General features: G+C 53.7%; 13 protein-coding genes and 1 rRNA gene. 8 read left to right on the forward strand and 6 right to left on the reverse strand.

The window, feature by feature from the left end; genetic code table 11:
• A 5S ribosomal RNA gene (gene rrf / locus AABB92_RS23500) occupies positions 1-74 on the forward strand; the annotation flags it as partial.
• A gap of 82 nt (positions 75-156) precedes the next feature.
• Here the strand turns inward: rrf and mobB are convergent.
• Complete coding sequence (gene mobB, locus AABB92_RS21280; RefSeq protein WP_031377273.1) at positions 157-663, reverse strand: molybdopterin-guanine dinucleotide biosynthesis protein MobB; 507 nt, start codon at positions 661-663, stop codon at positions 157-159.
• 1 nt (position 664) lies between these two features.
• Positions 665-1,231: a molybdenum cofactor guanylyltransferase MobA gene (gene mobA, locus AABB92_RS21285; RefSeq protein ID WP_031377272.1), complete on the reverse strand. Its 567-nt coding sequence runs from the start codon at positions 1,229-1,231 to the stop codon at positions 665-667.
• 45 nt (positions 1,232-1,276) lie between these two features.
• Between mobA and AABB92_RS21290 the strand changes: the two genes are divergently transcribed.
• The 5 genes from AABB92_RS21290 to spfP all read left to right on the forward strand — a co-directional run bounded on the left by AABB92_RS21290 (position 1,277) and on the right by spfP (position 6,735).
• Positions 1,277-1,552 (forward strand): YihD family protein, encoded by a 276-nt coding sequence (locus AABB92_RS21290; protein ID WP_031377271.1) that lies wholly within the window; start codon positions 1,277-1,279, stop codon positions 1,550-1,552.
• Between the two features lie 45 nt (positions 1,553-1,597).
• Positions 1,598-2,584: a serine/threonine protein kinase gene (locus AABB92_RS21295; protein ID WP_031377270.1), complete on the forward strand. Its 987-nt coding sequence runs from the start codon at positions 1,598-1,600 to the stop codon at positions 2,582-2,584.
• 26 nt (positions 2,585-2,610) lie between these two features.
• Positions 2,611-3,240: a thiol:disulfide interchange protein DsbA gene (gene dsbA, locus AABB92_RS21300; RefSeq protein ID WP_031377269.1), complete on the forward strand. Its 630-nt coding sequence runs from the start codon at positions 2,611-2,613 to the stop codon at positions 3,238-3,240.
• Positions 3,241-3,615: 375 nt separating this feature from the next.
• Positions 3,616-6,402 (forward strand): DNA polymerase I, encoded by a 2,787-nt coding sequence (gene polA, locus AABB92_RS21305; RefSeq protein WP_031377268.1) that lies wholly within the window; start codon positions 3,616-3,618, stop codon positions 6,400-6,402.
• A gap of 285 nt (positions 6,403-6,687) precedes the next feature.
• Complete coding sequence (spfP, locus tag AABB92_RS23530) at positions 6,688-6,735, forward strand: small protein SpfP (protein ID WP_071892919.1); 48 nt, start codon at positions 6,688-6,690, stop codon at positions 6,733-6,735.
• 85 nt (positions 6,736-6,820) lie between these two features.
• Here the strand turns inward: spfP and yihA are convergent, their stop codons facing one another.
• Positions 6,821-7,456, reverse strand: a complete 636-nt coding sequence (yihA, locus tag AABB92_RS21310) for a ribosome biogenesis GTP-binding protein YihA/YsxC (RefSeq protein WP_031377267.1) — start codon at positions 7,454-7,456, stop codon at positions 6,821-6,823.
• Positions 7,457-8,007: 551 nt separating this feature from the next.
• Between yihA and yihI the strand changes: the two genes are divergently transcribed.
• Both yihI and hemN read left to right on the forward strand, forming a co-directional pair.
• Complete coding sequence (yihI, locus tag AABB92_RS21315; RefSeq protein WP_031377266.1) at positions 8,008-8,532, forward strand: Der GTPase-activating protein YihI; 525 nt, start codon at positions 8,008-8,010, stop codon at positions 8,530-8,532.
• A gap of 233 nt (positions 8,533-8,765) precedes the next feature.
• Positions 8,766-10,139, forward strand: a complete 1,374-nt coding sequence (hemN, locus tag AABB92_RS21320) for an oxygen-independent coproporphyrinogen III oxidase (RefSeq protein WP_031377265.1) — start codon at positions 8,766-8,768, stop codon at positions 10,137-10,139.
• A gap of 36 nt (positions 10,140-10,175) precedes the next feature.
• On the opposite strand, the gene glnG is transcribed toward hemN, so the two are convergent.
• The 3 genes from glnG to glnA form a co-directional block, all read right to left on the reverse strand.
• On the reverse strand, positions 10,176-11,585 hold the full coding sequence (gene glnG, locus AABB92_RS21325) for a nitrogen regulation protein NR(I) (RefSeq protein WP_031377264.1): 1,410 nt from the start codon (positions 11,583-11,585) through the stop codon (positions 10,176-10,178).
• Positions 11,586-11,592: 7 nt separating this feature from the next.
• Entirely contained in the window at positions 11,593-12,642 is a 1,050-nt protein-coding gene (gene glnL / locus AABB92_RS21330) for a nitrogen regulation protein NR(II) (protein ID WP_046289507.1), read from the reverse strand.
• Between the two features lie 138 nt (positions 12,643-12,780).
• Positions 12,781-14,190: a glutamate--ammonia ligase gene (gene glnA / locus AABB92_RS21335; RefSeq protein WP_031377263.1), complete on the reverse strand. Its 1,410-nt coding sequence runs from the start codon at positions 14,188-14,190 to the stop codon at positions 12,781-12,783.
• Positions 14,191-14,271: the final 81 nt, after the last annotated feature.

The following is a 14,271-nucleotide window of genomic DNA, read 5'->3' on the forward strand; positions in this document are numbered from 1 at the left end:
AACTCAGAAGTGAAACGCCGTAGCGCCGATGGTAGTGTGGGGTCTCCCCATGCGAGAGTAGGGAACTGCCAGGCATCAAACGAGTGAAGAAGCCCCGCACGAAAGTGCGGGGCTTTTTTACGTCTGCAGATCCTAAAATCCTGTCAAAAACGTACATCAGCGGGCTTTTAGCCAGTCAGCAATGAACGCCGCAATCACTACCGGCTGGTTTAAATCCAGTACCGGTACCGACAATGCAAGAGCCTGATCGCTGGCGACGGCGATCACCTGTTCATCCAGCAGCTCATCTACGCCACCTTTGATACCGGCGCGCCACAACACAATTTTTGGCACTGCCTCATTTTTGAATCCTTCTACCAGCACCAGATCCAGTAGAGAATGTTCCATCCGGCTCACCAGGTAAGGCAGATCAATGTGCCCTTCATCAGGTGTTTCACACATTAATGCCCAGCGCTGTGAACTGGCCACGATAACCTGATTCGCCCCGGCTTTCCTGAGGAGATAGCTATCCTTGCCAGGTGTATCCACCTCCATCTGATGATGCGTATGCTTGATCAAACCGCTACGTATGCCCTGATGGCTAAGGATCGGTATAAGTTGCTGTAGGAGCGTTGTTTTTCCGGTTCCACTCCAGCCGGTGATAGCCAGTAAAGGTAGCGACATATTAAAATCTCTTATCCAGATCATCCGGGGTATTGATGTTGTGAAAGGCGGATTCGTCATCCGGTAACAGCACCGCATGTCCGCCCTGATGGCGTAAAAACTGCATCAGGCGGCGTTCACCGGCCTGGAGATAGGCCTGCAGTGGCGCAGCAACATCGCGGTGGATCAGCGCCAGCGTAGGATGATCGCGCTCCTGTGAGCGTACCCACACTGCTGGGGCGTCGCCGCGTTGTTGCACCAGCTGCTCAACAAAGTTAAGCGGGATAGCAGGTGTATCGCAGGAACTGAACACCGCCCAGTCCCCCTCAATAGCGCGTAATGCGCTATAGATCCCCGCCAGCGGGCCCGGGTAATCTGCAAACACGTCCTGCACGACCCGACATCCGCTTAACTGATAACGATCAATATTGCGATTCGCGTTAATCACCACAATGTCGACTTGTGGCCTTAGCCGTTCAAGGACATGCTGATACAGTGGCTTGCCATTCAGTGGTACCAATCCTTTGTCCTGACCACCCATACGGCGGCCCTGACCCCCGGCCAGAATCACGCCGGTTAACATTGTCATGGCATTATCCTCGCTAATGACATACTGAAAACGGGAGTAAGTGATATGAAATGCCATCGTCTGAACGAATTGATGGAACTGTTACAACCCGCCTGGCAAAAAGAACCCGATCTTAACCTCATCGCATTCTTACAGAAACTGGCACAGGAAGCTGGATTCCGTGGCCCATTAAGTGAATTAACCGATGACGTATTGATTTACCATCTCAAAATGCGCGACGCAGGCAGCCATGATGAGATACCGGGGCTGAAAAAAGATCACGAAGTTGATTTCAAAACAGCGTTGCTACGCGCACGGGGTGTCATTAAAGATGACGAGTAGTGTTATCCTTGGTGGCTAAATACACCGGCCACGACAGGTAAAATGATGAGCGACGCTGCGTTTAACTTTCAGACGTTGAATCCCGACGTGCTGCTGGATGCGCTGTGGGAAACAGGCATACGCGTCGAATCAGGACTGACAGCGCTGAACAGCTATGAAAACCGTGTTTATCAATTTAGTGATGATGAGAAACGCCGTTACGTGGCTAAATTCTATCGCCCACAGCGCTGGCGTGCAGAGCAGATTGTCGAAGAGCATCAGTATGCGCTTGATCTGCTGGCTGACGAAGTACCGATCGCGGCACCGCTGATTTTACAGGGCAACACCTTGCAGAGTCACGCCGGCTTCTTTTTTGCAGTGTTCCCCAGCCTTGGCGGGCGGCAGTATGAAACTGATAATGAAGATCAGATGGAGTGGGTAGGTCGCTTTCTGGGTCGGATTCATCAGACCGGCTGTAAAGCGCTGTTCAGCCAGCGGCCGACTATCGGCCTGGATGAATATCTCCATCAGCCTCGTGCGGTGCTGGAACAGTGTGCATTAGTACCTGCTTCACTGAAAGATGCGCTGCTTCAGTCGGTCGACAAGCTGGGGCACACGTTACAGCAGCGCTGGCATAGTACGTGGCAGCCGCTACGATTACACGGTGACTGTCATCCCGGTAATATCCTGTGGCGTGACGGGCCACTGTTTGTCGACCTGGACGATGCCCGTAACGGTCCGGCAGTGCAGGATCTGTGGATGCTGATCAGCGGGGATCGGCAGGAACAGCGTATTCAGTGGGATATCCTGCTGGAGGCGTACGGTGAATTCAGTGACTTTGATATTAATGAATTGTCACTGATTGAGCCTTTACGCGCGATGCGCATGGTTTATTATCTGGCCTGGGTAGTCCGACGCTGGCAGGATCCCGCTTTTCCGCGCGCCTTCCCCTGGATGACAGATGAAGATTTCTGGCGCCGGCAGATTTCGCTTTTTACCGAGCAGGAGAAGCTGTTGCAGGAACCTCCTTTGCAGCTGACCCCGCAATTTTAATGAAGTAGTCAGGAGAGTTTTTCACGATGAAAAAGATTTGGTTTGCACTGATCGGTTTAGTGCTGGCGTTCAGCGCGTCTGCTGCACAATTCACCGAGGGGAAACAATACGTCAGTCTGCAGAAGCCCGTTGCAGGCGAACCTCAGGTGATGGAGTTTTTCTCCTTCTTCTGCCCGCACTGCTATCAGTTCGAACGTATTTATCACGTCAATGATGCGGTGAAAAAGAATCTGCCTGCTGAGACTAAGATGGTGAAATACCACGTTGATTTCCTCGGCGGCGATTTGGGACCGGTGGTGACTCAGGCCTGGGCTGTTGCAATGGCGTTAGGTGTGGAAGATAAAGTCACCGCGCCGATCTTTGATGGTATCCAGAAAACGCAGACCATCACCGATCCTGCCAGCCTGAAACAGACCTTTATCACCGCGGCTGGCATTTCTGCGGCGGATTATGATGCTGCCTGGAACAGCTTTGCAGTAAAAGCGCTGGTTGCTCAGCAGCAGAAAGCAGCCGCTGATGTTGATCTGCGTGGCGTACCGGCGATTTTCGTTAATGGCAAATATATGGTCAATAACGGCGGTCTCGATACCAGCTCTATGGATAATTTCGTTGCCGATTACGCGAACGTCGTGAAATTCCTGGTCAGCCAGAAGTAACCTGCTGCCTGACCGCTAAACGCCAGCGCTGCTGGCGTTTTTTTTGCCCTGCGATCGGCGACAGCATTTTTATCCATCTCCTGGGCATAAATTTAATATCCACACAAGGGATCACGTAATTAAAAATGGCGATCGGGTCACGGAAATAAGATAAATGATTGAAATTTAATGATTTAAATCGGGCGGTTTTTATCTAAACACCTAAAAAACAGCGCGTTATAATTTTTACGCACAAAGTTATCCACAGAACGATCGTTGCGATCCTTCACTCAAAAGCGTTAAAAACGCCAGACGCTGCTCGCCTTATTTCACCATTCTTGCCAAGCTGTGGCATCCTTATAGACCAATCCATGGCAACGAAGAATAGACAGACTTATGGCGCAAATCGCAGAAAATCCCCTGATTCTGGTTGATGGCTCATCCTATCTTTATCGCGCGTACCACGCGTTCCCGCCGCTGACCAATAGTGCAGGTGAACCCACAGGCGCCATGTATGGCGTGCTTAATATGCTGAAAAGCCTGCTGACGCAATATAGCCCAAGTCATGTTGCTGTGGTGTTTGATGCTAAAGGCAAAACTTTTCGCGACGAGCTGTTTGAGCACTACAAATCGCATCGGCCACCGATGCCGGACGATCTGCGAGCGCAAATCGAACCGCTGCACGAGATGGTGCGCGCAATGGGATTACCGCTGCTGGCAGTCAGCGGCGTTGAGGCTGATGATGTTATCGGTACCCTGGCGCTTGAGGCCGAGAAAAAAGGCCGGGCGGTGCTGATCAGCACTGGTGATAAAGATATGGCGCAGCTGGTGACGCCGGGTATCACGCTGATTAACACCATGACCAACACTATCCTCGGACCGGAAGAGGTCGAGCAGAAGTATGGCGTGCCGCCTGCTTTGATTATCGATTTCCTCGCCATGATGGGTGATAGCTCAGATAACATCCCTGGCGTTCCTGGCGTGGGCGAGAAGACCGCGCAGGCGCTGCTGCAGGGACTGGGCGGCATGCGTTCGATCTATGACAACCTGGATAAAGTGGCCGAACTCTCGTTCCGTGGTGCCAAAACCATGGCGGCAAAACTTGAACAGAACCGTGACGTGGCGTTTCTCTCTTACCAGCTGGCGACCATCAAAACCGACGTTGAGCTGCCGCTGCCTTGCGAAGAACTGACGGTGACCGAACCGGACGTGGCGGCGTTACAGACGCTGTTCAGCCGTTATGAGTTCAAACGCTGGCTGAACGATCTGCAGGACGGGAAATGGCTGCAGGGTAAAAAGAGCAATCCTCAGGCGCAAAAAGGGCTGCCTGATGAGCCGGTGGCAGTGGTGGAGACCAGCAGCATTTTATCGGCTGATGGCTACATCACTATCCTCGATCAGGCGACCTTTGAAAGCTGGCTGGAGAAACTAAAGCGCAGCGAGGTGTTCGCCTTTGATCTGGAAACCGATTCGCTGGATACCCTGAGCGCCACTATCGTGGGCATCGGTTTTGCGGTAGCACCGGGTGAGGCAGCCTATCTGCCAGTGGCACATGACTATCTGGATGCGCCTGAACAACTCGACCGCGCTGCCGTGCTGGCACAGCTTAAGCCACTGCTGGAAGATGCCAGCGCCTGGAAGGTTGGTCAGAATCTCAAATACGATCGCGGCGTATTGAAGAACTACGACATTGAACTGGCCGGTATTAAGTTCGATACCATGCTGGAGTCATACATTCTCAACAGCGTGGTCGGCAAACACGATATGGATAGCCTGGCCGCACGCTGGCTGAACCACAAAACCGTCACGTTTGAAGAGATTGCCGGCAAAGGCAAAAATCAGCTGACGTTTAATCAAATCGCCCTCGAACAGGCGGGGCATTATGCCGCGGAAGATGCCGACGTCACCTTACAGCTGCATCTGAAGATGTGGCCAGAGCTGGAGAAAGAAGCGGGCCCGAAAAAAGTATTTGAGCAAATTGAGATGCCGCTGCTCACCGTGATCTCGCGTATCGAGCGTAATGGCGTGTTGATCGATCAGGCTATTCTGGCGCAGCACTCGAAAGAGCTTACGTCCCGGCTGGCTGAACTGGAGCTCAAGGCGCATGAACTGGCGGGCGAGTCGTTTAATCTCTCTTCGACTAAACAGTTGCAGGTTATCCTGTTTGAAAAGCAGGGCATTAAACCGACCAAAAAGACCCCGGGCGGCGCACCTTCAACCAGCGAAGAAGTCTTAGCTGAGCTGGCGCTCGATTATCCGTTGCCCAAAGTGATTCTGGAACATCGCGGCTTATCCAAACTGAAGTCCACCTACACTGATAAATTACCGCTGATGATCAACCCGGTCAGCGGGCGGGTTCATACCTCTTATCATCAGGCGGTTACCGCGACCGGACGCTTATCCTCGACCGATCCTAACCTGCAAAACATTCCGGTACGTAATGACGAAGGACGCCGCATCCGCCAGGCTTTTATTGCTGGCAAAGGGAATCGCATCGTTGCGGCCGACTACTCACAAATTGAACTGCGCATCATGGCGCATCTCTCGCAGGATAAAGGATTGCTGGATGCGTTTGCCCAGGGCGAAGATATCCACCGGGCAACCGCTGCTGAGGTGTTTGGCGTCGCGCTGGACAAGGTCAGTGGAGAACAGCGCCGCAGCGCCAAAGCGATCAACTTCGGTCTGATCTATGGCATGAGCGCATTTGGCTTGTCTCGCCAGTTGAACATCGGTGCCGGCGAAGCGAAAAAGTATATGGATCTCTACTTTGAACGCTATCCAGGCGTGCTGCGCTACATGGAAAATACCCGCCAGCTGGCCGCCAGTACAGGCTATGTCGAAACCCTCGAAGGGCGCCGGCTGTGGCTGCCGGATATTAAATCCAGCAACGCGATGCGACGTAAAGCCGCGGAGCGTGCGGCGATCAATGCGCCAATGCAGGGAACGGCGGCAGACATTATCAAGCGTGCGATGATTGCAGTTGATGGCTGGTTAGAGCAGGAAAAAGAGAGCGGCGTCAGAATGATTATGCAGGTTCACGATGAACTGGTATTTGAGATCAAGGCTGAGGCCGTTGAGGCCGCCAGCAAGAAAATTCAGGCATTGATGGAAGGCAGTGTGCAGCTCGACGTGCCGCTGCTGGTGGAAGTTGGGGTGGGCGATAACTGGGATGAAGCCCACTAATCTGCATCAATGCGCTGGCGTTGCGGCGTCATTGCGGGTCTGGCATGAGGCATAAGTAAATCGTTTACTTAATCGCTTCAGCCACGGGCAATGGCGCCACAGTCTGAAGGAGATCACTAACTACTTATCGGCTAAGCACTTTTTATGTCATTAAACTACATCGCGAAGCCGTTTTTGTGACGTACATGGTAAAAAAAGTTCTGTTTGATGTAAGTAAGCGACAAAAAAGCCTTTGTGGCTCAGAAAAAATCAGGTAAAGTTCGAGGCGTAGGGTACAGAGGTAAGATGTTCTATCTTTCAGACCTTTTACTTCACGTAATCGGATTTGGCTGAATTTAGCCGCCCCAGTCATTCTGTGACTGGGGCGTTTTTTATTGGGCTTTTTACAGCCTCAACGGACGGAATGTACCGGTCCGGTTTACTCGTCTGCTTCCTGATCGTCGCGTGCGGGCTCAAGGTTGGTGAACCAGCCATCAAGCTTCTGCCGTACTTTATCCACGCCAATCTTCTTCAGCGACGAAAACAGTTCGACCTGCACATCACCCATAAAGGCCAGTGACGCTTCACGCACCATCGTCAGCTGCGCTTTACGCGCGCCCGAGGCAAGCTTATCAGCCTTGGTCAGCAGCAACAGTACCGGGATGCTGCTTTCCACTGCCCACTGAATCATCTGCTGATCCAGATCCTTAAGCGGATGACGGATGTCCATCAACACCACCAGACCCTTCAGCGCCTGTCGTTTTTGCAGATACTCACCTAATGCACGTTGCCATTTCAGCTTCATCTCTTCTGGCACTTCGGCATAGCCGTAACCCGGCAGGTCGACCAGCCGTTTCCCTTCCGAGACTTCAAACAGGTTAATCAACTGGGTGCGGCCCGGCGTTTTACTGGTACGCGCCAGGCTTTTCTGGTTGGTTAAGGTGTTCAGTGCGCTGGACTTGCCGGCGTTGGAGCGGCCAGCAAAGGCGACCTCGATCCCGGTATCGGCGGGAAGATGGCGGATATCCGGCGCGCTCAGGACAAAATGGGTTACGTGATAATTCAGTTCAGACAAAGTGACACTCCAGAAAACGCATTAGGGCAATGGCGCCGATTATACGCGTTATGGCGCGAAAGTGCTCAACCGCTTGGCGGTCGCCTTTTTTGTAAGAGATTTGCCATAGACGTTGCCCGTTATGTCGTTATTTACTTTAATTACTAAAAATAAAAAACATTACTATTCAGTTAATTATGAATATGTAGTGTTTTTTTCCAGCAACTAACCCTGCCGCTTACTTGAGGGTTTTACCAGTTGGTCTACATTAGTGTGCAGTGCACGGCAGCACACATCAGGAAGATGCGTTCAGGGATGTCAGGAAGGCAAAGAGCGATGGAGTGGAAATGGTCAGGGATTGCGGACCGGACAGGGATAAGGAAAAGCTCAGGTGTTGAGCAGGCGCGGGATTGACCGGGATGTTACGAGCCGAAAAGGACTTAAAACATGATTCCTTCGTATGAAGGTATGAAATAAGGCGACAGCTTGAGCTGTCGCCTTTTTTCTTTGGCTACTTTCTGCTAGATTTCGCCGCAATTCTATACTGAATAAAAAAGCCGGGACCGAACACTATGAAGCAACCTGCACGAGCTGCGCACGGCAAACCTGCCGTCAAAGCCAAACGCAAATCGCGTGAAGATATTAATAACGAAGCACGCGATCGTAAACGTGATAAAAAGCATCGCGGCCATGCGTCAGGCAGCCGTGCAAATCCGACAGCGTCGGACAACAACGGTGGCCGCCAGGGCAGCAATGTTAAAGATCCGCGTATCGGTAGCAAAAAACCGGTCGCGCTGATTGCCGATGGCCAGACTGCATCCGCTAAAGTGAAGAAAAGCGTGGCAAAACCCGCGGCTGAGAAAAAAGCACGCCTGACACCGGAAGAAGAGCTGGCGAAGCTGGAAAATGACGAACGTCTGGATGCGCTGCTGGATCGGCTGGAAAATGGCGAAACGCTGTCGGCAGAAGACCAGGGCTGGCTGGACGCAGCACTCGATCGCATCGACGAACTGATGGAGCAGTTAGGCATCGCCATGGATGACGGCGATGACGAGCAGGCGGAAGAAGATATGTACCGTCTGCTGAAAGGTAACTAAGCCAATTTGATCGGCATGCGGTTTCCGCATGCCGCCCCTCTCAGGTAAACGACAATGTTTTGGCCTGGATCAATTTTCGCGCTGCTGACGACATGTTATCTGCTGTGGTTATTGTTTAAACTACGTCGCCTGTCGCGTCTGAAGCAACGTTTACGTCGGGTTTCGTCCCGCTCACCTTTCATCCCTTCTTCATCGCGACCTTCTCTTAGACGACGTCACCGGAAGGAGTGAGCATGCCATCGCTGCAGATTGATTGGGACCAGGCGCTGATTGAGAAATACAATTACGCCGGGCCACGTTATACCTCCTATCCCACTGCGCTGGAGTTCAGCGAGCAGTATGCCGAGCCTGATTTCCTGCGTGCGGTAGCGCGCTATCCAGAACGTCCTCTGTCGCTCTACGTCCATATTCCTTTCTGTCATCGTCTTTGCTACTTCTGTGGCTGCAATAAAATAGTCACGCGCCAGCGTCATAAAGCGGACCGCTACCTGGATGTGCTTGAGCAGGAAATTATTCAGCGGGCACCGCTGTTCCGTCAGCGTCAGGTGCGGCAACTGCACTGGGGCGGCGGCACACCGACCTTTCTCGATAAGGCGCAGATTAGCCGGCTGGTGGCCGTGCTGAAGCAGCATTTTACGGTGGCGGACGATGCCGAAATGTCGATCGAGGTCGATCCACGCGAAATTGAGCTGGATGTTATCGATCATCTGCGCGCGCTGGGGTTCAATCGCCTGAGCATGGGCGTGCAGGACTTTAACAAAGCGGTGCAGCAGCGGGTCAATCGGGTACAGGATGAAGCGGTCATCTTCGGACTGATGGCTCGGGCGCGCGAGCAGGGTTTCAGCTCAACCAGCATCGATCTGATCTACGGTTTACCGCTCCAGACGCCGGACAGCTTCGCCTTCACCCTGGAGCGGGTGCTGGCGCTGAATCCCGATCGGCTAAGCGTATTCAACTACGCGCATCTGCCCGCGCTGTTCGCTGCCCAACGTAAAATCAAAGATGACGAACTGCCGTCGGCACAGCAAAAACTGGATATTCTGCAACAGACCATCGCCACACTGACGCAGCAGGGTTACCAGTTCATTGGCATGGATCATTTTGCGAAGCCGCAGGATGAACTGGCCATTGCCCAGCGCGAAGGAGAGCTGCACCGTAACTTCCAGGGCTACACTACTCAGGGCGACAGCGATTTACTCGGGCTTGGCGTCTCTGCCATTAGCATGATTGGTGACAGCTATGCCCAGAACCAGAAAGTGCTCAATAGCTGGTACAGCAGCGTAGAGCAGCAGGGCAACGGCCTGTGGCGTGGCGTAGCGTTAACCGATGATGACTGTCTGCGTCGTGAGGTGATTAAAACCCTGATCTGCAACTTTTCGCTCGACTTTGCGGCGGTTGAAACCCAGTGGGGTATCCGATTTGCCGACTACTTTGCCGAAGACCTGGCGCTGCTGAAACCGTTAGTGGCGGATGGGCTGGTGGTGCAAGCGGCGACCGGCTTGCAGGTGACGGGGGTGGGACGCTTGCTGATCCGCAATATCTGTATGTGTTTTGATCGCTACCTGCGTCAGAGAGCGCGTCAGCAGCAGTTTTCACGGGTGATCTGAAAACGGGCTGAGATCCCTCAGCCCGTATCAGGATGCTTATTCCATCCCCAGTTCTTTCAGTTTGCGCGTCAGGGTATTACGTCCCCAACCCAGCAACCGGGCAGCTTCCTGCTTATGACCCTGAGTATGGCGCAGGGCGGTTGTGAGCAGCGTGCGCTCCATCTCTGGTTGCGCTTCTGACAACAGATTCTGATGACCGGAACGCAGCGCGCGGTCGGCCCACTGTGCCAGCAGGGTTGCCCAGCTGTCCGGCAGCGACTGCACCGGATTTTCCGGCGTGCTGGACTCAAACAGTTCGGCAGGCAGATCCTGAATCAACACTTCCTGACCCGCCGCCATTACGGTCAGCCAGCGACAGGTATTCTCCAGCTGACGCACGTTACCTGACCAGTGCAGACGGGTGAGCGCGGCTTCGGTTTCCGGATGCAGGATCTTCGCCTCCACCCCTAGCTCACGCGCGGCAACCTGCAGGAAGTAACGCGCCAGCCGCGGAATATCTTCCCGGCGCTCACGCAGTGGCGGCAAATGCACCCGGATCACATTCAGGCGATGAAACAGATCCTCACGGAACTTGCCTTCCTGCACCCGCAGCTCCAGATTCTGGTGGGTTGCGGCGATGATACGCACGTCGACTTTGACCGGCGCATAGCCGCCGACGCGATAAAACTGACCGTCGGCCAGCACGCGTAACAGACGGGTCTGCACATCAAGCGGCATGTCGCCGATCTCATCTAAAAACAGCGTGCCGCCATCTGCCTGCTCAAAGCGGCCCTGGCGAATCTGGTTAGCGCCGGTAAAGGCCCCTTTTTCATGACCGAACAGTTCTGATTCAATCAGGTCTTTCGGTATAGCGGCCATATTCAGCGCGATAAACGGTGCTTTGGTCCGTGGGCTGTGGCGATGCAGCGCATGCGCCACCAGCTCTTTACCGGTACCGGACTCGCCGTTGATCAGCACGCTAATGGAGGATCGCGACAGGCGGCCAATAATGCGGAACACGTCCTGCATTGCCGGGGCCTCACCAATGATATCGGTGGTCGGTCCGCTGACCGGCTGATTACGCGGCTGTTGCTGCTCCTGATAGTGACTGATGGCACGCTCTACCAGCGCAACCGCCTCATCAATATCAAACGGCTTAGGCAGGTAATCAAACGCCCCTTGCTGGTAGGCGCTGACCGCAGCATCCAGATCGGAGTGGGCCGTCATTATGATGACCGGGAGCATCGGGTGACGCTGTTTAATCTGCTTCAGCAGCGCCAGACCATCCATACCGGGCATGCGGATATCTGATAATAAAACGTCCGGGGTTTTGGTCGAGAGGGCATCCAGCACCTCTTTTGCGCTGTCAAAGGTGGCACAGCTTAAACCGGCTCCAGTGAGCGCGCGTTCAAGCACCCAGCGGATGGAGCTATCGTCATCGACGATCCAGACTATCCCTCGTTGCATAGAAACCTCACTGGCGAATGGGCAGGTAAACCGAAAACTCGGTGTGTCCCGGCCAACTGTTAAATTCTATTTTTCCTGAATGTTGATCAATCAGGCTACGGGCGATGGAGAGGCCTAAACCGGTTCCGCCTTCCCGGCCGCTGACCATCGGATAAAACAGCGTATCCTGCAGCTGGGCGGGAATGCCGGGGCCATCATCTTCAATATCAATCCGCGCCACCAGACGGTAACGCGTGCCGTGCAGCGTGAGCTGGAACGCGGTACGGGTGCGAATAATAATGGTGCCGCCCTCGTCGCCTAACGCCTGCAGCGCATTACGGACGACGTTGAGTAACACCTGTTCAATCTGATCGGGGTCGTGTGGCAGTTCCGGCAGGCTGGGATCGTAATCACGCACCAGAGAGACGTTATCCGGCAGCTCCATCGACACCAGATTCACTACGCGCTCAGCCACCTGGTGAATGCTTTGGGTGATGTGCATGCCGGGCTGCTGCGGCCCTAACAGGCGATCGACCAGATTTCTCAACCGGTCCGCCTGTTCAATAATCACTTTGGTATATTCGTTCAGCGACGGATCGGGCAGGGCGCGTGATAACAACTGGGCGGCACCGCGTAATCCACCCAGCGGATTTTTGATTTCATGCGCCAGGCCGCGCACCAAATCGCGCGCGGCTACCTGCTGAGCGTGCTGTAACTGTTCCTGACTGAGACGACGCTGATTATCCATCGGCGCCATTTCCAGCAGAAGTAAGCCATCGGGCAAACGCTGGGCGGTCAGCGACATGATGTGCGCGCGTCCATCGACTACCAGCGTGACTTCACTGTCGGTAAATCCCTGGCCAGCCTCAAGACTCTCGCGCATCACCTCAATATTCAGCGAAAAGTAGCCGGTCAGTTCCGGTAACGGCGTGCCGAACAATTTACGTGAGCTTTGCGCCAGTAATTGCTGCGCCGCCGGATTGGCATAGTGGATAACCAGGTCGTTATCCACCAACAAAATACTGTTGATTAACGCGTTGAGAATCTGCCCTGCATCGGGCAGAGAGCCAGTTGCCATACAGCGTTCCTCTGCACTAAGTTAGTGCATTTTAGTCTTTAAGCCGAAATGAAGGCGAATGAACGGTGAATTCGCGGAGAAAAAAGCCCATCCGAAGATGGGCTGAAAGTTTCCACGGCAACAAAAACGTCTGACCAATTAAACGCTGTAGTAAAGCTCGAACTCTACCGGATGTGGCGTCATGCGGACGCGGTCCAGTTCTGCTTTACGCAATTCGATGTAAGCGTCGATGGTTTCGTCGGTGAACACGCCGCCACGAGTCAGGAACTCGCGGTCTTCGTTCAGGGCGTTCAGCGCTTCTTCCAGCGAGCCAGCAACTTTTGGAATCTCAGCTTCTTCTTCCGGTGGCAGGTCATACAGGTTTTTATCCATCGCATCGCCAGGATGGATCTTGTTGATGATGCCGTCGAGGCCAGCCATCAGCAGTGCGGTGAATGCCAGGTATGGGTTAGCCGCTGGGTCCGGGAAGCGCGCTTCAATACGACGTGCTTTCGGGCTGGCTACAACCGGGATACGGATTGAGGCTGAACGGTTGCGGGCAGAGTACGCCAGCATAACCGGGGCTTCGTAACCAGGGACCAGACGCTTGTAGGAGTTGGTGGTCGGGTTCGCCAGCGCGTTGATCGCTTTCGCGTGCTTGATGATACCGCCGATGTAGAACAGCGCCATTTCAGACAGGCCGCCGTATTTGTCACCGGAGAACAGGTTCTGGCCGCCTTTAGACAGTGACATATGGCAGTGCATACCTGAACCGTTGTCGCCAAACATTGGCTTCGGCATAAAGGTCGCCGTTTTGCCGTAGGCGTGGGCCACGTTGTGCACGACATATTTGTAGATCTGAATTTCGTCGGCTTTTTTGGTCATGGTATTGAAGCGGGTTGCCACTTCGTTCTGACCCGCAGTCGCCACTTCGTGGTGATGCGCTTCAACCACCAGACCCATCTGCTCCATCGTCAGACACATGGCAGAACGGATGTCCTGTGATGAGTCAACCGGTGGCACCGGGAAGTAGCCGCCTTTCAGACCTGGACGGTGACCTTTGTTACCGCCTTCGTACTCTTTGCCGGTGTTCCAGGCCGCTTCGATATCGTCGATAGCAACGTGTGAACCGGAGGTCGATGAACCGAAACGGATGTCATCGAACAGGAAGAATTCAGGCTCTGGCCCAAACAGCACGGTGTCAGCGATGCCGGAAGAACGCAGGAAATCTTCAGCGCGCTTAGCAATTGAGCGTGGGTCACGATCGTAGCCCTGCATGGTGCCAGGCTCGAGAATGTCACAACGGATGATCAGCGTAGAATCTTCAAAGAAAGGATCCATGACCGCCGTAGTAGCGTCAGGCATCAGCACCATGTCTGATTCGTTAATGCCTTTCCAGCCACCGATGGAGGAGCCATCGAACATTTTGCCTTCTTCGAAGAAGTCAGCGTTAACCTGGTGAGCAGGGATAGTAACGTGCTGTTCTTTACCTTTGGTATCGGTAAAACGCAGGTCAACAAACTTAACTTCATGCTCGTTCATCATCGAGAGAACGTGTTCAGCGGACATACTCAACTCTCCTGGAAATGGTCATTGTCTACATGGTGAGGGAACGTCGTTGCCGGGAATGCGTTTCTGACTACTGCCATC

It is taken from the genome of Pantoea brenneri (assembly GCF_038594305.1).
Taxonomy (GTDB): Bacteria; Pseudomonadota; Gammaproteobacteria; order Enterobacterales; family Enterobacteriaceae; genus Pantoea; species Pantoea brenneri.